This is a genomic window from Acrocarpospora sp. B8E8 (assembly GCF_039871605.1).
In the GTDB taxonomy this organism is placed as follows: Bacteria; Actinomycetota; Actinomycetes; order Streptosporangiales; family Streptosporangiaceae; genus Acrocarpospora; species Acrocarpospora macrocephala.
Genome location: NZ_JBDPLV010000008.1, coordinates 43,602 through 61,529 on the forward strand (window position 1 = coordinate 43,602; position 17,928 = coordinate 61,529).

Annotated in this window: 13 protein-coding genes; 7 read left to right on the plus strand and 6 right to left on the minus strand. The window is 69.1% G+C overall.

Going from position 1 to position 17,928, the window contains the following annotated elements:
• Positions 1-10 precede the first annotated feature (10 nt).
• The 4 genes from ABGB08_RS09695 (at position 11) to ABGB08_RS09710 (ending at position 2,556) form a co-directional block, all read left to right on the plus strand.
• Positions 11-226 carry a hypothetical protein gene (locus ABGB08_RS09695; protein ID WP_347588565.1) on the plus strand — a complete coding sequence of 72 codons (216 nt, stop codon included), beginning with the start codon at positions 11-13 and terminating at the stop codon, positions 224-226.
• A 35-nt stretch (positions 227-261) separates the two neighbouring features.
• A complete protein-coding gene (locus ABGB08_RS09700; protein ID WP_347588567.1) occupies positions 262-507 on the plus strand; it encodes a hypothetical protein in 246 nt (81 codons plus the stop codon).
• A gap of 281 nt (positions 508-788) precedes the next feature.
• Positions 789-1,604 carry a hypothetical protein gene (locus ABGB08_RS09705; protein ID WP_347588569.1) on the plus strand — a complete coding sequence of 272 codons (816 nt, stop codon included), beginning with the start codon at positions 789-791 and terminating at the stop codon, positions 1,602-1,604.
• On the plus strand, positions 1,582-2,556 hold the full coding sequence (locus ABGB08_RS09710) for a hypothetical protein (protein WP_347588571.1): 975 nt from the start codon (positions 1,582-1,584) through the stop codon (positions 2,554-2,556). The genes ABGB08_RS09705 and ABGB08_RS09710 overlap by 23 nt, the downstream gene beginning before the upstream one ends.
• A gap of 13 nt (positions 2,557-2,569) precedes the next feature.
• On the opposite strand, the gene ABGB08_RS09715 is transcribed toward ABGB08_RS09710, so the two are convergent.
• The 6 genes from ABGB08_RS09715 to ABGB08_RS09740 form a co-directional block, all read right to left on the minus strand.
• Entirely contained in the window at positions 2,570-3,142 is a 573-nt protein-coding gene (locus tag ABGB08_RS09715) for a hypothetical protein (RefSeq protein ID WP_347588573.1), read from the minus strand.
• Between the two features lie 116 nt (positions 3,143-3,258).
• Complete coding sequence (locus ABGB08_RS09720; RefSeq protein WP_347588575.1) at positions 3,259-4,683, minus strand: PLP-dependent aminotransferase family protein; 1,425 nt, start codon at positions 4,681-4,683, stop codon at positions 3,259-3,261.
• 105 nt (positions 4,684-4,788) lie between these two features.
• Complete coding sequence (locus ABGB08_RS09725) at positions 4,789-6,723, minus strand: hypothetical protein (protein ID WP_347588577.1); 1,935 nt, start codon at positions 6,721-6,723, stop codon at positions 4,789-4,791.
• A gap of 245 nt (positions 6,724-6,968) precedes the next feature.
• Positions 6,969-8,678: a cation acetate symporter gene (locus ABGB08_RS09730; protein WP_347588579.1), complete on the minus strand. Its 1,710-nt coding sequence runs from the start codon at positions 8,676-8,678 to the stop codon at positions 6,969-6,971.
• Between the two features lies 1 nt (position 8,679).
• On the minus strand, positions 8,680-9,081 hold the full coding sequence (locus ABGB08_RS09735) for a DUF485 domain-containing protein (RefSeq protein ID WP_347588581.1): 402 nt from the start codon (positions 9,079-9,081) through the stop codon (positions 8,680-8,682).
• An 88-nt stretch (positions 9,082-9,169) separates the two neighbouring features.
• Positions 9,170-10,033, minus strand: a complete 864-nt coding sequence (locus ABGB08_RS09740; RefSeq protein ID WP_347588583.1) for an NAD(+)/NADH kinase — start codon at positions 10,031-10,033, stop codon at positions 9,170-9,172.
• Between the two features lie 150 nt (positions 10,034-10,183).
• On the opposite strand from ABGB08_RS09740, the gene ABGB08_RS09745 reads away from it, so the two are divergent.
• The 3 genes from ABGB08_RS09745 to ABGB08_RS09755 are packed head-to-tail and all read left to right on the plus strand — an operon-like array spanning position 10,184 to position 17,655.
• Positions 10,184-10,726 carry a hypothetical protein gene (locus ABGB08_RS09745; protein WP_347588585.1) on the plus strand — a complete coding sequence of 181 codons (543 nt, stop codon included), beginning with the start codon at positions 10,184-10,186 and terminating at the stop codon, positions 10,724-10,726.
• Complete coding sequence (locus ABGB08_RS09750; protein ID WP_347588587.1) at positions 10,727-12,808, plus strand: flotillin family protein; 2,082 nt, start codon at positions 10,727-10,729, stop codon at positions 12,806-12,808.
• Positions 12,805-17,655: a DNA repair ATPase gene (locus tag ABGB08_RS09755; protein WP_347588589.1), complete on the plus strand. Its 4,851-nt coding sequence runs from the start codon at positions 12,805-12,807 to the stop codon at positions 17,653-17,655. The genes ABGB08_RS09750 and ABGB08_RS09755 overlap by 4 nt, the downstream gene beginning before the upstream one ends.
• Positions 17,656-17,928: the final 273 nt, after the last annotated feature.

A 17,928-nucleotide genomic window follows, 5' to 3' on the forward strand; every position in this document is an offset into this window, starting at 1 on the left:
GGTCGTCGGCATGGCGACCAAACAAGTCACTGTCACAATCCCTGAGGACATGGTTGAACTGGCCAAGCAGGTAGCCGCCCGCCGCAACACCAACGTGTCCGCCTACACCGCGAGCGCTCTACGCGCGGCGCTTGTCCGCGATGCCATCGAGCAGATGGTCAGCGAGGGCTACACACCGCTCGTCGGACTCGCCGACGAGGTGGCCGAAGACCTGGACGTCGCATGAATCGCGGAGAAATCTGGCAGACCAACCTCCGCACCGTGAGTAAGGTCGTCGTCATTGGTGTCGTCCCCAACCACCCCAACGTGGTCGTCGTGCCCCTACGCGACGACCTGGCGGTCACACCGACCTTGCTGGCCGTGCGCGATCCCGGCACCGGACTCATCGCCGATGTCGCCTCCATGACTGGTCTAAGCCGAACCCGGCTGCTCGACCATGTCGGCGAAGTCGATCACAAGACCCTGGCGGCGATCGGTAGCGGCATCATGGCGTTTCTCGATCTCTGACCCACAAAACGGAAAGGCGCGGGGCCGACCGCCTCCTAGACAGCGGTTTCGGGCAGGCCTGGGAACATCCCCGCAGACTCGGGGGCCGACAGGAGGTCCACGCCCAAGCGGATCCGCCGGTACGGAACATCCCCGCACGTGTGGGGCCGACAGCTTGGCCGGGTAGGGAACATCCGCTCGGCGGCTAACCCCAGGGAAGGCTTACGGTACCCGGGGTTCCGTGTTGGTGGTCTGGCGGACCACTAGATGCTGACTGACTACGCTTTGGGTCGGGAGGCGCTGTGGCCGAGTTCATGGGGATGGATCCGGCCGGGGTGCAGGCGTTGATCCGGCGGCTGGAGGCGGGGAAGAGCGTGCTGGCGGGGGTGCGGCCGGGATTGGAGGCCGCGATCGCCGAGGCGGGCGCGGATTGGGCCGGCGCGGGCGGGGTGGCGGCGATGCACCGGGCGTGGGCGTTCTTTCATGACTCGCAGGCGGATCTGCGGTGGCGACTGCAGGTGCTGACCCAGGTGCTGCCGGAGGGTTCGCCCGCGTTGACGACGGTACGGGTGCCGTTCACCAGCCAGGAGCAGGCGGCCGCGGCAGGAGCCCAGGCGGGGAAGGCGCTGGCTGATGCGCTGACCGCCCACCTGGCGGAGGGAACGCCGGGGGCGTGGGCGGGGGTGGAAGCGGCGCTGACCTCCGCCGGAACCGCCGACACGCGCGACCCGGCTTATGCGTCGGCGTTTCTGGCCGCGCTGGGAACCCCCGGCAAGTTGCGGACCATCTTCGGGCAATGGATGGAGGCTCACGCCGCGGGACGGAGCCGGGGCCTGACCCCGGAGGAACTGGGCAAGGCGCAGTCGTCGCTGGGAGCGTTGGCGGTGGCCTTCGCCGCCGCCGAGAGCTCCGCACGCCTGCCTGCGGGGTGGCGAGAGGATGTGCTGACCCGCGCCAATCCGGCCACCTTGTCGACGATGGTGGCGCTGGCCCGCCCGTCCAGCGGCTTCCTCAACGAGGTCGCGGCCAGCCAGTTGAGTTCACCCACCGCCGGGTTCGCGCGCTTTTCCGGATCCGGACTGGAACACCGTCTGGGTGGTCGGCGCCTACACCGGTAACCCGGAGGCACTGCAAAGACTGCTGGCCGACCATAGGGAGGTGGCCAGGCAGTTGCTTGACCCTGATTTGGTCAAGGGGACTGGCACACCCGGATTCGACGGCCTGCTCGCCATGGTCCTGGACCGCGCGCTGGACCCGGGGACGGGTGCAGCCGCGACGCGGGAGCGGGCTTGGATCAACTTGATCGACGGGGTCGGTTATGACGGTACGGAGAAGGTGGCCGGTCATTACGCCACCTTTGAGAATTCGCCGCTCAACCAGGTCCTCGCCAAGAACTTGACCCCGTATTTGGGCGAGCTGGCGCGCGGCCAGGTCCATGCCGATTCGCCAGGGCTGGGGTTGGCGCCGTCCGGCCCGTGGACGGGCCTGCACGAGGATGTAGCCGCCCGTTTCATCGGCGCGCTCATGCAAGACCCAGCCACAGCCACGATGTTGCATGCCGACTTCCAGGCGTATGTCAAAGGTCTGGACATCGGCCAGGCACATCCGTTCAGCTCCGACCCGGCGGAGCGGGCCCAGTACACGCGGCTGAGCGCGGAGGCGGGCGGGTTGTCGAATCTGCTACTGGGCGGCTCGGCCTACGCGGAATTCAACGACGACGCATTCATTGATGTCGTCGCCGACGCCGCTTTGCTGCCGGTGAACTTCACCATCGCCCGAATATTCAAGGACGCCACTCCGCTGGGCAGTACCGGGGTCGATTACTACACCAGTGGGGGGAAGGACGTGCTGTCCGATATGCTCAAAGATCACCTTGACGAACTGACCGGCGAAACGGCCGACGTCGTCGGTGCGAGGATTGTTGACGCTCAGATGCGGATACTGACCGACTCGCTTGATGCGCACGGACAGCCCTCACTGACCGTCGAGGACACAGAGCAGTTGCGGCAGGCGTTTCGCGGGCGGCTCTACCCGGCCCTGGTGAAGGCCCTGGACGAGCGCGGAGGCTGACGTTCAACTGCGCTCACGGCTTCAGACAATCCGTCTTGCCGACAATGAGGATGTTGGGTTCTGTGATCCGCGTGGCGACCAGGAATGTGACGCCTGATTCCGGCCGGTGCAGCACCGTGACCGCCAAATCGTCGTCGAAGAAGTCGAGTTCGTCTATGAGCCGGTCGTAGTCCATCCCGAGTAGTTTGGCGTGAACGAGACCGGCTGCGGTGATCGGGGACCGCGAGCCGGAGGGGGTAAAGTTTCCTTGCGCGCGGAAGAAACGTTGCGTCGTGCCGGGCACGCAGGCGGTGTCCTTGGCCTTCTCGGCCTTCTCCGTTACGTGCAGTGCTCCCGCTCGCTGGACCAGGGGCGATGAGAGTAACTCGTTACCATCGTTGATCAGATTCTGTGTAGCGGATTCGAGTGTCTGCGGTTCCGGTCCCGAGCACCCGGCCAGTAAGGCGAAACAAACGCCAATCACCGTGACCCGGGAAGTCAGCTTCACAGATCGGACCTTATCGAATGCCTTGGCGTGGCGGGCGATATCGCGGCTATGGCACCAGAGAGGGCAGGCGGATGTGGCGTCGAAGGTCAGGGAGATCAACGTACAGGGCAATCCTGCTGCGGAGTTGGCGCTGTGCTCGGTCGGGTGGGGCGGGGAGCCGGGGAGTATGGGGGTGCCAGAGCGTGTGAGTGAGGGTCGCGCTAGGCAAGAGTGGCTCAAGCCACTGTTCTGGCGCGATTTGCCGTGCGGCGGGCGAGGCCTTGGTCGTCGAGGGTGGTGGTGAGGGTGCGGAGGGCGCGGCGGAGGGTCATCTCGTCGAGGTGGCCGTAGCCGAGGACGATGCCGTTCTTGGGGTGGCTGTGGGGGTGGTAGTAGTCGGCGAGGGTGGTGACGATTACGCCGCGGTCGCGGAGGGTGTGGGTTAGGCGGGTGGCGGGGAGCGCGGGAGGTAGGAGGAGGGTGGCGGCGGAGCCAGAGTTGGAGCCGAGGAGGCTGGCGTCGGGGTAGGCGCCGAGGGACTGGTGGAGCAAGGTGCGGCGCTGGGCGTACAGGCTGGAGAGGCGGTCCACGCGGCGGGTGGGGCAGCCGGCTCTGAGCAGGTCGGCGGCCACCTGCTGGCACATGTGGGATGGCGGCTCGGGGCCGTACTGAAGCCGTGCCTCGATGTCCGCCGCGAGTTGCCGGGGGACAACCAGGAAGGCGAGCCGCAGCGAGGGCGTGAGCAGGTCGCGGACCGAGCCGTACATCATGGTGCGGGAGGGGGCGACGGCCAGCACGCTGGGGCGTGGGTTGACGGTGGGGTTGAAGACGCCGTCGAAGGCGGGTTCGATGATCAGGGCGTTGTGGTCGGTGGCCCAGGTGGAGAGGGCGTGGCGGCGGTCGATGGACATGCGGGCGCCGAGCGGGTCGTTGCGTTCGGGGGTGACGATCACGGCGTCGCAGCCGGGTGGGATCAGGTCGGCGCGAGCGCCGGCGCCGTCGACGGGGATGGGGAGCACGGTGGCGTGCCGGGCGATCGCGTTGCGGAGCTCGGGGGGTGCGGGGTTTTCGAGGCCGACGGTCACGGGCCGGTCACCGGCGCCGGGGAGGGCCAGGCGGAGCGCTTCGCCGTACCCGGAGACGACGATGACCTCGTGATGGTCGAGGACGAGGCCGCGGGTGTCGCGGAGCAGTGCGGTGATGGCGGAGCGCAGTTCGGGCAGGCCGGCGGCGGGTGGCTCGTCGATGGGTGGGGCGTGGTGGCTGGCGCGGCGCCAGGCGGCGCGCCAGGCAGCGATCGGGAACGCCTCGGAGGTGGGCTGGCCGGGGGTCAGGTCGACCGGGCCCTGCGCGCGGGCCGGGGTGGTGGCTCGGGGCGTGCCGCGGTCGTCGGCGCGGGTGTGTATCGCGACGTAGGTGCCGGAGCCGTGCTTGCCGGTGACGTAACCGTCGGCGAACAGGAGCTCGTAGGCGGCGAGCGCGACTCCCCGGGAGACCTGGAGCACGTCCGCCATGGTCCGGGTGGACGGCATCCGGGTGCCCGTGGCCAGCTGGCCGGAGTCGATGGCCTGCCGTAGCTGGTGAGCCAGCTGGTCGTGGAGCGGTGTGGGCAGGCTTCGGTCTACTCGGATGGGTACGCGTAGTCCTTGCGGGTTGCGCATCCTGTCCCCCAGTCCGCGAAGTGGCGCCGATGACGGCGGTGGGCCGCCCTCATCGGCTGCCCCCTCATGAGGAAGGCGTGACATCCCGTTCCATCCGGTGGAACCTCATCGGTCTGCGGGGCGGTAGCAGCAGCGCAGGCCGGTTTGCACGGTGGTGCGTAGTTCGTCGCCGATGACCGGGTCGGCTTCGGCGATCCGGGCCAGGGCGCGCCGGATGGCCTTGCCCACCGCGATCCTGGCCCGCTCCTCGCTGCCGGTGAACCGGCGTACCCGCCCGCTCATGCCGGTGGCCGCGGCCAGCTCGTCCACCAGCCAGTCCCGCTCGGCGCGCAGGGCCTCGGTCCGGCCGAGGTCGTGCTGCGACTCCAGCTCGTCGATCTCGGCCTGCAGCTGGGCGAGCCGCTGCTTGTAGGTGCGCTTGGCCTGCTCGTCCAGGACGGGCTGCCCGGTCTCGGTCTCGCCGTCGATCATGCCGGGCCCGGCGGCCAGGTCGGTGGCCCGGATCTCGCAGCCGGGGTTGGCGATCAGGGTGGCCAGGTGGCGCATGCCGACGCTGTGGTCGACCAGCACGGTCCGCCCGTTCAGGTCGATCTGCCAGTGCCGTCCGTGCCGGCGGCATTTGCCGACGTCCTTGGACTTGATCGGGGCGCGCGACTCGGGCACGGACGGCAGGACCATGCCGAGCTCGGCTGCCTCCTCGGTCGCCTGCGCCATCTCCTGGGCGGCGTCGTCGTTCGGGCCGTTCCGGCGCGCCAGCGCCTGCCCGAGGCGCCACCGCGACAGGACCGTCGCCGGCCAGTGCCCGAGCGCCAGATTGTCCTGTACGGCACCGCGCAGATGATCCACCGCCCGGTCCAGGTCGCCGGTGGTGAGGCTGGCCACGCCGAGCGCGTGCCGGGTCGAGCCGAAGCAGGAGACGCCCAGGCTGACGATCACGGGCAGCCGGGCGAACGGGGCCAGCAGCTGGTAGGCCTCGGCCGAGGTCTCGGCGTCGTCGAGCAGGTGAGCGGCTTCCACGATGCCGTACATGGTGGACAGCCAGCTGCTGGAGCGGGGCAGGTCGGCCAGGTCGCGGCCGCGCAGCCGGGCCAGCATGCCGGCGGCGAGGCGCTTGTCGCCCTTGGCGGCGGAGGCGACCGCGAGGGCCGCGAAGTAGGAGTTGTCGACGGCGCTCAGCATCGGCGAGTTGACCATCTCCAGCAGCACCGGGACGAGTTCGGCGATCCGGCCCTGGTACCAGCGGATGGTGCCGAGTTGGCCGCCGTACCAGCCGGTGGTGTCGACGTCGCCGGCCACGGCGCCGCGCTCGGCGGCCACGTTGGCGAGGTTCTCGGCGTGGCCGAAGCGGCCGGTGCGGACGGCGAGCATGACGTCGATGGCGCTCACCACGAAGCCGACGGCACGGTTGTCGTGCAGGTCGAGGCGGGAGCGCAGCTCCTCCAGGGCGCGCTCGGCGTGCGGGTCGGCGGCCAGGAAGCGGTCCACGGTCTGCCAGAGCAGGCCCATCAGCAGGTCGCCGCGGCGGCCGGTGCTCCCGGCGGTCGAGACGAGCTCCTCGGCCAGGTCGGCGCGGAGCATGCCGTGCTCGGGCGCGAGCAGGCAGTGGTGGGCGAGGCTGAGCGCCTCGGCGAGGGCCTGCGCGTCCCCGGCGCGGCGGGCCTCTGCGACGATCTTGATGATGGCGGCGTGCTCCGCGGTGCGGTAGTCCTCCTCGCCGGCGAGCCGGGCGCGCAGCCGCAGCGCCAGCGTCGAGCGCGGGTCGATGGCGGACAGGGCGTGCCGCTGGCGCATCCGGATCAGGCCGGCTTCCACGGTGGTGCGGTGCTCGTGCACCCAGACCCCGCCGAGTCCGAGGGCGGCGCGGGCCATCGCGGGGGCGTTGTTCTCGCCCTGGGCCATCCGGTAGGCGTCGTCGAACCACCGCCGTGCCGCCTGCAGGTCGCCGTCCACATACAGCGCTCGTTCCCCGGCGACGAGTGTGAATTCGATGCCGTCGCCGAAGTCGGCTGAGTAGATCTCCAGCCCCTGTACCAAGCTCACGGCTTCCTCTCATCCTGCAGCTCGATGTCGGTCCTCCCGTATGAGACAAGTGATACGGGAACCGCTTGCACGTTCCTTGACGGCCGCTTGCTCACACCAAGCTTCGTGACACGTGATGGAACGGAATGGAACGCCCTACCAGGGTGAGGTTCTGTAGTTGCCAGGTTGTTGCCGGGCCGGCTCGGCGCAACAGAACTCTCGTTGGTCACAACGGTCCGCAAGCGCGGCTGGTTCAGCTTGCGGGGTTATCTCCCTGACGGGCGTTTCCCCGCCCGGCGGGCGGCGCGATGCGAGCCGGTCCCGGTCAGCGCGCGGACCGAGAGCTCGTCGTAGCGCTCCTGGTCGGCCTGTTCCCGGCTGAGCAGGGTGCCGGCCACCGCGCAGAGGAACCCGAACGGGATCGACACCAGGCCGGGATTCTCCAGCGGGAACACATGGAAGTCCACCCCGGCGGGGAGCAGCGACAGGCTGGCCCCGGTGTCCGGGTCGACCTTGCCGGAGACCACCGGGGACAGCGCCATCAGCAGCAGCGAGCCGGACAGGCCGCCGTAGATGCCGGCCACCACCCCGGTGGAGTTGAACCGCTTCCAGAACAGCGACAGCACGATGGCGGGCAGGTTGGCGGAGGCGGCCATCGCGAACGCGAGCGCCACCAGGAAGGCCACGTTCAGGTTGCGGGCCACCACCGCGAGCACCACGGCGAGGGCGCCGACCAGGAAGGCGGAGAACCGGGCCACCGCGACCTCCTGCGACTCGCGCGGCCGGCCGAACATCAGCACGTGCCCGAAGTAGTCGTGCGCCAGCGAGGTGGAGGAGGCCAGGACGAGGCCGGAGACCACGGCCAGGATGGTGGCGAAGGCGACGGCGCCGACGAAGGCGAGCAGGATGTCGCCGCCGATCGGGCCGCCGGCGAACTCGCCGAGGGTGTACGCCAGCTGGAGGGCGGCGGTGTTGCCCGCCGGGTCCTGGGCGGCGATGGCGGCCTGGCCGACCACGGCGGTGGCGCCGAAGCCGAGCGCCAGCGTCATCAGGTAGAAGACGCCGACCAGGCCGATCGCCCAGTTGACGGAGGTGCGGGCGGCGCGGGCGTCGGGGACGGTGAAGAACCGGCTGACGATGTGGGGGAGCCCGGCGGTGCCGAGCACGAGGGCGACGGCCAGGCTGATGAAGTCCAGCTTGTTGATCAGCGTGCGCAGCGGGTCGCCCTCGATCTCCTTGCCGTACTTGAGGCCGGGCTGGAGGAAGTCGGCGGATTGGCCGCTGGCCTTGGCGGCGGCGCCGAGCATGTCGCTCAGGTTGAAGCCGAACCGGGCGAGCACGAGCACGGTGAGCACGAGCGTGCCGGCCATCAGCAGGACGGCTTTGATGATCTGCACCCAGGTGGTGCCCTTCATCCCGCCGTAGGTGACGTAGAAGACCATCATCAGGCCGACGACGATGATGGTGAGCACCTTGGCGGCCCCGGCGGACAGGCCGAGGAAGCTCTGGCCGGGGTGGATGCCGAGCAGCAGCGAGACCAGCGCGCCCGCGCCGACCATCTGGGCCAGCAGGTAGAAGACCGAGACGGTGACCGTGGAGACGGCGGCGGCGGTGCGTACGCGGGGCTGCCGCCTGGCCCGGTAGGAGAGCACGTCGGCCATGGTGAAGCGGCCCGCGTTGCGCATCAGCTCGACCAGCAGCAGGGTGAGCAGCCAGGCGACCAGGAAGCCGATGGAGTAGAGGAAGCCGTCGTAGCCGGACAGGGCGATGATGCCGGCGATGCCGAGGAAGGACGCGGCGGACATGTAGTCCCCGGCCAGGGCCAGGCCGTTCTGCGGTCCCGAGAAGGCGCGGCCGCCGGCGTAGAAGTCGTCGGCGTTGCGGGTGTTGGCCCGGGCCCAGACGGTGATGCCGAGGGTGATCAGGATGAACACCAGGAACAGGCCGAAGGTCAGGAAACGCCCGTCGCCCGGCATATCAGTCCCTTGTCCAGTTCTCGATGCGCCGGCGCTCGGCCATGATCTGCTCGATGTGCTCGCGTTCGGCTTGGCGGCGTTGCGCCTCGTCGCGGAGTTGCGCGGAGAGAGGGTCGAGCATGCGGCGGGCGTAGCGGGTGTAGCGCCAGGCCAGCACGAAGGTGGAGACGAACTGCAGGACGCCGAGCAGAAGCGCCATGTTGATGTGGCCGAAGGCGGGGCGGGCCATGAAGTCGCGGGCGAACGCCGACAGCGCGATGTAGAGGAAGTACCAGCCCAGGAAGGCGGCGACGAGGGTGGTGGCCAGGCGCCGGAATCGGGCCTTGAGCAGGTGGAACCGGTGGTCGTGGGCGAGGGCGGTGAACTCGCCGGGGACGGCCGGCGTGCGCGGGTCTTCGACCATCCGGCCCTCCGTTGTCACCCTGTGTGCCTATGTCACTCCATAACGAAACCAAACGATTGGGGCGGGTGCTGGTGTTTTCCGGAAAAATCTAGTCGGCTTCGGCGCTGCCGCTCACCCGGAGCTTGCGGCGGGCGCGCTCGTAGAAGGTGGTGGTGCCGAGCCGTACGACATGGGCGGCCGAACGCTGGGCGGAGACGGTGACCGACTGGCCGGGGTTCAGGTAGCCCGCGATCTGGCCGTCCACCTCGACGGCGAGGCGTCCGCTGGAGGGCAGCACGTCCAGGGTGACCTCCTCGTCGATGGACAGCACCAGGGCCCGGTTGAAGGTGGAGTGGGCGGCGGCGGGCACCACCAAAAAGCCCTCCACCGTTGGCGAGACGATCGGGCCGCCTGCCGAGAAGCTGTACGCGGTGGAGCCCGTCGAGGTGGCCACGATCACCGCGTCGGCGGCGAGCCGGACGAACGGGTTGCCCTCCACCGAGACCGACACGGCCGCCAGGCCGTCGCCGGGGGTGCGGACCAGGGCGATGTCGTTGAACGCGCGCACCGCGCCGATGCCGGGCAGCATGGCCTGCACGGCCATTCTCGGCTCGATCGTGTACTGCCGGTTGTCGATGGCGGAGAGGGCGGGTGGCAGTTCCTGCACGTCGATCTCGGCGAGGAAGCCGAGCTTGCCGAGGTTGACGCCGAGGACGGGGGTGCTGCGGCCGGCGTTGAGGCGCATCGCGCGCAGCATCGTCCCGTCGCCGCCCAGGCTGACCAGGAGGTTGGACCGGCCCGCCAGCGAGGCCGCGTCCACGGCGACCGCGCTGCAGTCGATGCGGTCGACCTCCTCCCGCAGGCCGAGCACGGTCACCTGGCGGGCGCGGGCCCATTCGATGATCGTCTCGATGGCTTCCTTGGAGTCCCGCCGCGGGTGCAGGACCATGCCGACCGTGCTCACCATGCCCATGTCGTAACTGTAGGTGGGGTGTGCTCGCGGGTGGTCGTCTGGCGCGGCCCGCTTTCGGACGGATATGAGCGGAAATATTGATCTCCGGAACCTCTATGGCTAGATTGCACGTTCAGCTGCCCAGGGGGCTCGGTGGCGGCTGGAGGCTTGATGGGCGAACTAGTACAGACCGCGCTGGAGTTTCCGGCCGTCCTTTTCACGTTCGCGCTGCTGGTCGTGTTGGTGTTCTGGGTGCTGGTGGTGACCGGCCTGGTCGGGCTGGACGACGGTGAGCTTCTGAGCGTGCCGGTGGCCGCCGCGGTTTCGCTCTTTGTCGCCGTCGCCTGGTTCATCACCCTGGCCGGAACAGCCCTGTTCACCGGCGGCCTGGCCCGGACCGCCGCACTCGCCGTCGCGCTGGCCGGGGGCTGGCTGAGCGCGCGCCTGCTGCTGGCCGCCGTGCGCAGAGCGCTGCCCGCGGCCAAAGCACCTTCCCGTACGGACTTCGTCGGCCGCACCTGCGTCCTGCGGACCAGCACGGTGACCCGGGATTTCGGCCAAGCCGAAGTCCACGCCGAGGACGGCTCGTCCGCGGTGATCCAGGTCCGCCAGACCGGCACCGACACCTTCCGCGCGGGCGGAACCGCACTGATCTTCGACTATGACGCGGAAGGCGAGTTCTTCTGGGTCATGCCCTATGAGGGGGAACTGTAGATGGATGTCATCTCCGCCGGCGCCGGGATCTTAGTCGCCGTCGTCCTGCTGATCGTCATCGGCCTGGTGTTCGTCATCAGCCGCCTGTTTCACAAGGTCGAGCAGGGCAAGGCGCTGATCGTCTCCAAGGTGCGCCGGGTGGACGTGACGTTCACCGGCGCGGTGGTGTTACCGGTGGTGCACAAGGCCGAGGTGATGGACATCTCGGTGAAGACCATCGAGATCGAGCGGTCCGGCAACGAGGGGCTGATCTGCCGGGACAACATCCGGGCCGACATCCGGATCACCTTCTTCGTGCGGGTCAACAAGACCGCCGAGGACGTGGTGAAGGTCGCCCAGGCCATCGGCACCGCCCGGGCCAGCGACGAGGGCACCCTGCAGACGCTGTTCAACGCCAAGTTCTCCGAGGCGCTCAAGACCGTCGGCAAGCACCTGGACTTCGTGGACCTCTACACCAAGCGGGACGAGTTCCGCGACCAGATCCTGCGCGTCATCGGCACCGACCTCAACGGCTACAGCCTGGAGGACGCGGCCATCGACTACCTGGAGCAGACCCCGCTGGCCAAGCTGGACCCGGCCAACATCCTGGACGCCCAGGGCATCCGCAAGATCACCGAGCTGACCGCGATCGAGCACGTGCGCACCAACGAGTTCCAGCGCAACGAGGAGAAGGAGATCACCCGGCAGAACGTGGACGCCCGGGAGGCCATCCTGGAGCTGGAACGCCGCCAGGCCGACGCGGAGACCAAGCAGAAGCGCGAGGTCGAGACCATGCAGGCGCGGGAGGAGGCGGAGACCGCCAAGGTCCGCGCCGAGGAGCGCCTCAAGGCCGAGGCCGCGGCCGTGAAGACCGACGAGCAGCTGGGCATCCAGCGGGAGAACCGGGATCGGGAGATCGCGGTCGCGCAGAAGAACCGCGAGCGGGTCATCGCCATCGAGACCGAGCGGATCGAGAAGGACCGCCTGCTGGAAGTGATCGCCAGGGACCGGGAGACCGAGCTGTCCACGATCGCCAAGGACAAGGAGCTGGAGGTCGAGAAGCGGGCGATCGCCGAGGTGATGCGGGAGCGCATCGCCGTCGACAAGACGGTGGCCGAGCAGGAGGAGAACATCAAGCGGCTGCGCGTGGTGGAGGAGGCCGAGCGTACCCGCCAGGCCGTCATCATCGGCGCCGAGGCCGAAGCCCAGGAGAACCTGGTCAAGGACATCAAGGCGGCCGAGGCCGCCGAGCAGGCCGCCAAGTTCCGGGCCCGCGAGGAGCTGGTGCTGGCCGAGGCCCGGCAGCAGGCCGCCGAGCTGGACGCCCGCGCGAAGATCCGGCTGGCCGAGGGTGTGCAGGCCGAGGCGGCCGCCACCGGGCTGGCCGAGGTGCAGGTCAAGGAGCGGGACGCGGTCGCCATCGAGAAGGTGGGCCGGGCGCAGGCCGCGGTGGACCGGGAGAAGGCGCTGGCCAGCGCCGAAGGCACCCGGGAGCGGCTGAAGGCGGAGGCGGACGGCGAGCAGGCCAAGGCGCTGTCAGCCGCCATGATGGTGGGCGAGAAGCTGAAGGCCGAGGCCGAGGGTCTGACCGAGAAGGCCGCCGCGATGGCCGCCATGACCGACGCCAGCCGGGGGCACGAGGAATACCGGCTGCGGCTGGAGGCCGAGAAGGAGATCCGGCTGGCCGGGGTCAAGGCGCACCGCGAGGTGGCCGAGGCGCAGGCGGCCGTGCTCTCCGCCGGGCTGCAGAAGGCCAACATCGACATCGTCGGCGGGGACTCCATGTTCCTGGACAAGCTGGTCGGGTCGGTGGCGCTGGGCAAGAGCGTGGACGGGTTCCTGGACGGCTCGGAGGCGGTGCGGGCGATCGCGGCGCCGTACCTGAACGGGTCCGGGAGCATCGCCGACGACCTGGCGAAGATCATCGGCGGGTTGGACACCGCGGACGTGCGGAACATGACCTTGTCGGCGTTCCTGGTCAAGCTGATCCAGTCGGGCGGGGAGGACACCGAGAAGCTGCGTGAACTGCTCAGCACCGCGCAGCGCCTCGGCGTGGCCGAGGCCCCGGTGGCGGCGCTCGGCCCCGTTCCGTCGAAGTCGTGACCGTCAATCTGGACGCGGGCACGTACGAGATCCTGCGTGCCCGGCTGGCCGAGCAGGCCGGCGCGCTGGCCACGGCCGCGGAGGCGCTCAACGAGCGGCGGCTGGGCGTGTTCGGCAGCTCCGAGTTGCGGCTGATCGGGACCGAGCGGATCAGGACCGAGAACAACTGCGTGCCCAGGGACATCGTGTCCGCCGGGGACACCATGGTGTTCGGCTACAACGTGTTCATCGGGCTCAAGCCGCAGACGGCCGTGGCGGACGTGTTCGCGTTCCACCGGTTCTCGCGGGACGGGGACGCGTACCGGTTCGACGACGCGCCTGGGCTGTTCACCGACCCGCAGTTCGAGCGGGACTTCAGCGAGCTGTACCGGTATTACAAGGGGACGCGGCTGCTGCAGCTGCGGCGGATCGAGGGGCGGCTGCTGGCGGTCTTCCAGACCGGGCCGCAGGACATCCGGGTGCTGCGGTGGGCGGTGGGCAACGACGGGACGCTCACCTACCTGGACAACCGGGGGGAACGCGATCACGTGTTTCCGCCCGCGCATGACTTCGAGTGGGTCGAGACCACGCGGGACGATCATGTGCTGGGGCGGCATCCGCACATTTCGATCGGGGGTGAGCTGTTCGTCGAGACCGTCGGCGGGGATCTCACCATCAAGATCGAGAACAATACGGAGACCGGGGAGGGCATCTACACCGAGCCGGTCGCGGAGCCGTTGCAGAGTCTGGCCGACGCGGATGTGTGGCATGCGCGGGTGGGGCCGCTGGTGTTGCTGAAGATCAGGCCGTACAAGGAGAGCGACTGGCGGTATCTGGTGTTCAACACCAGGACCAGGGAGGTCGTGCGGCTGGACGGGATCGGGCAGGCGTGCCGGCGGCTGCCGGAGGATCAGGGGATCATCTTTCCGGGGGGTTATTACCTGACCACCGGGGTTGTGAAGACCTTTGAGACCGATGTGGCGAGTCTCGAGTATGAGCGGGTTATCCGGGCTGAGGAAGATGTGCTTTACGTCTTTCATGCCCGGGAGGAGGGGCGGTCGCTGCTGCTGCCGTACAACGTGATCCGTAAGGAGGTGGCGACGCCGATCTCCTGTCATGGGTACTCGTTGTTCGACGATGGCACGCTGGTGGTGTTCAAGGCGGTGTCGGATGAGCCGACTCGGGTTCATCCGATGCAGGTGTGGCAGACGCCGTACACGACGGAGACGGCCGCGCCGACCGGGACCGGGCAGTTGGAGCGGATCGGGAACGGGGAGCTGGTCCGGGGCATCTCCGATTGTTTGTCGATTACGCGGATGGTGCGGGAGATGTCGCCCGCCGCGCCGGTGTTCGAGGCGTTGATCGCGGCGTGCGAGCGGGCGTTCGACGCCTATCACTGGCTGGGTGAGCATGATCTGCGGGAGCCGCTGACGGCGTTGCGGGCCACCGCGGAGCAGGTGCTCGACGAGTTCGAGAACGTGCAGGAGCTGACCGCGCAGGCCGTGCTCGCGCTGGACGAGGCCGCCGCGCGGATCAAGGGCATCGAAGGGGACGGGGTGACCCGGCTGGCCGAGTTGCGGCGGGCGCAGGGGCATCTGGTGACGTTGCGGGAGCGGCGGCACATCGATCTGGCCCGGCTGGACGGCATGGCCGCGGGGCTCGCGGATGAGCTGGCCAGGACCGCCGGGGTGGTTGTCGACCAGCTGAAGGGCGCCGACGCGTTCACCGGCTATCACGACGAGGTGAACCGGCTGGCCGGCGACGCGGAGGCGATCACCACTGTGGCCGGGGCCGGGCCGGTGACCGAGCGGCTCGACCGGCAGGCCACCGGGCTGGAGACGCTGGTCGAAGTGGTCGGCACGCTCACGGTCGAAGCCACCGTGCGGACCGCGATCCTGGAGCAGATCGGGGCCGTGCTGGCCGGGGTCAACCGGGCTCGGGCCACGCTGGAGGCGCGTCGGCGCGAACTGCTGGGCAGCGAGGGGCGGGCGGCCTTCGCGGCTGAGTTCGCGCTGCTCGGGCAGGCTGTCGCCGCCGCACTCGCCGGGGCGAACACGCCGGAACGCTGCGACGAGCAGCTCGGGCGGCTGCTGCTCCAGCTGGAAGGGCTGGAGTCACGGTTCACGGATTTCGATGACTTTCTGGCCCAGCTGGAGCAGAAGCGGGAGGACGTCTACGAGGCGTTCTCGGCGCGCAAGCAGACCCTGCTGGACGAGCGGGCGCGGCGGGCTGATCGTCTCGTCGAGTCCGCGGACCGCGTGCTCGGGAGCGTACGGCGTCGCTCGGCCGGGCTGGGGACGCTCGACGAGGTCAACACCTACTTCGCCGCCGATCCGATGGTGGCCAAACTGCGCGCCGTCGCCGACGAGTTGCGCGAGCTCGGCGACCAGGTGCGGGCCGAGGAGCTCGACGGTCGCGTCCGCGCCGCCCGCCAGGAGGCCGGGCGGTCCCTGCGTGACCGTCTTGACCTGTTCGACGGCGATGCGGTGAAGCTCGGGCGGCACCGTTTCGCCGTCAACACCCAGCCCGCCGATCTGACCCTGGTGCCGCACGAAGGCGGCATGTCGTTCACGATCACCGGCACTGACTATCGATCGCCGGTCGCCGACTCGGCGTTCGAGGCGACCCGGCCGTTCTGGAACCAGCTGCTGGTATCCGAGACCGCCGAGGTCTACCGCGCGGAACACCTGGCCACTTCGGTCTTGGCCGCCGGCCTGCATGAGGGCGACCTGCTCGCTGCCGTCCGGCGAGCCGCGGAAGAGCGTTTCGACGAAGGGTACGAGCGGGGGGTGCACGACCACGACGCCGCCGCGATCCTGGAGGTGGTGCTGCGCCTGCACGCCGGAGCCGGGCTGCTCCGGTATCCGGCGGAGGCGCGCGCCGCCGCTCAGTTCTTCTGGGCGTTCGGTACGGATGACGCGGCGCGCGGGCGGTGGACGACGCGGGCGCGGTCGCTCGCACGGGCACGCGACATGTTCGGCGGGAAGCCTTCGGCCATCGCGGAACTCCAGAAGGAACTCGCCGAGGCCATCACCACATTCACCGAAACACATGTTGATTCCGGGCTGGCGGGTTCTGCCGGGCTCGCGGGTTCTGTTGGGCTTCCCGGCCACCAGGCCGGCCCGTCGGCACCAGGGACACCGGGTGCGGCCGCGCGCTCCGGCCCTCCAGCAGCGTCGGCTGTGGGGATCGACGCCGCCGATTACCTCTTCGAGGAGCTGGCCGATACCGCGGAAGGGTTTGTTACCAGCGCAGGAGTCCGCTCATTCCTGGACAAGTTTCATAATTCGCTCGGGCCGGAGCGGGTCGAGGCGCTCACCGACGAGCTGGCGGGGCTTGACCTGCGGGCTCGGTATCAGCTCGCGCTGGCCTGGCTGACGTCGTTCGCCGCGACGATCGAATCGGGGGACGTGCTGCGGGAGGCCGTGGCGGTGCTGCTGTGCGACCTGCCGCGGCAGGAGTCCTCGGCGGTGTTGAGCGGGACGGCCGAAGGGCTGCTGGGGTCGCATCCCCGGATCGAGGGGCGGCGGCTGGAGATCCGGCTGGACGAGATTCTCGCGCGGACCCGGCGGTTCCGGGATGAGCGTATGCCCGCGTACCGGGCGTATCAGCGGCAGCGTGGTGAGCTTGTCGCGGCCGAGCGGCGGCGGTTGCGGCTGGAGGAGTTCCGGCCAAACGTCATGAACGCCTTCGTACGCAACCGGCTGCTCGACGAGGTGTACCTGCCGTTGATCGGGGACAACCTGGCGAAGCAACTGGGGGATGGGAACCGTACCGACCAGATGGGCATGTTGTTGCTCATCTCGCCGCCCGGATACGGCAAGACGACCCTGATGGAGTATGTCGCCAGCCGTCTCGGCCTGGTGTTCGTGAAGGTCAACGGGCCCGCGCTGGGGCACGCCGTGACCTCGGTGGATCCCGGCGAAGCGCCCGGCGCGACCGCCCGGCAGGAGATCGAGAAGATCTCGTTCGCGCTGGAATGCGGGAACAACGTGCTGCTCTACCTCGACGACATCCAGCACACCTCGCCTGAGCTGCTGCAGAAGTTCATCTCGCTGTGCGACGCCCAGCGCCGCATGGAGGGCGTCTGGAACGGGCGCACCCGGACCTATGACCTGCGGGGCAAACGTTTCGCGGTGTGCATGGCGGGCAACCCGTACACCGAGTCGGGGCAGCGGTTCCGCATTCCCGACATGCTGGCCAACCGCGCCGACGTCTGGAACCTTGGCGAGGTCCTGTCCGGCAAGGCGGACCTCTTCGCTCTCAGCTACATCGAGAACGCCCTGACCTCCAACGACATCCTCGCCCCCGGCGCCGACCGCGGCGACATCTCCCAGCTGGTACGGCTCGCGCGCGGCGAAGGCAACGCCGACCAGCTCGACCACCCGTACGGCGCCACCGAACTGGAACAGATCCTCGGCGTCCTGCGCAACCTCCTGCGCGTCCAGGAGATCGTCCTGGCGGTCAACCGCGCTTATATCGCCTCCGCGGCCCAATCCGACGCGAGCCGTACCGAACCGCCGTTCCTGCTCCAGGGCTCCTACCGGAACATGAACAAACTCGCCCAACGCGTCGTCCCCGTCATGAACGAGACCGAACTCAACGCCATGATCGACGACCATTACCTGGGCGAGGCCCAGACCCTCACCTCCGGCGCCGAATCAAACCTCCTGAAACTCGCCGAACTACGCGGCACCCTCACCCCCGCCCAGGCCGCCCGCTGGGCCGAAGTCAAGGCGGGCTACCTCCGCGAACGCGCCCTCGGCGGCACCACCGACGACCCGATGACCCGCGCGGTCGGCGCCATCGGCCTCCTCGCCGACCACGTCTCCGGCATCGAAAAGGCCCTGACCAGAAACGACCCATAGAAACCCGACTGGCTGCTCGCCGTTATCCGGCGCCGTTCCTCTCCGCACATCTCCTTGCCGCACCGGCGCGAGAAGGGCTCGTCTCTCCTGCGACCGGAATCAGGTTGGGAGGGACCGCGATCTCGCGATCGGTGTGTCCTGACTGTTCGTGGCCGCACCGGCGCCAGGAAGTCCTGTATCTCCTGCGGCTGCTTTCAGGCCGGAGAGTTCGCGATCTTGCGATCCAGGGGAGACCTGTGCCGCGCTGGCGCAAAAGGCCCCTCGCATCTTCTG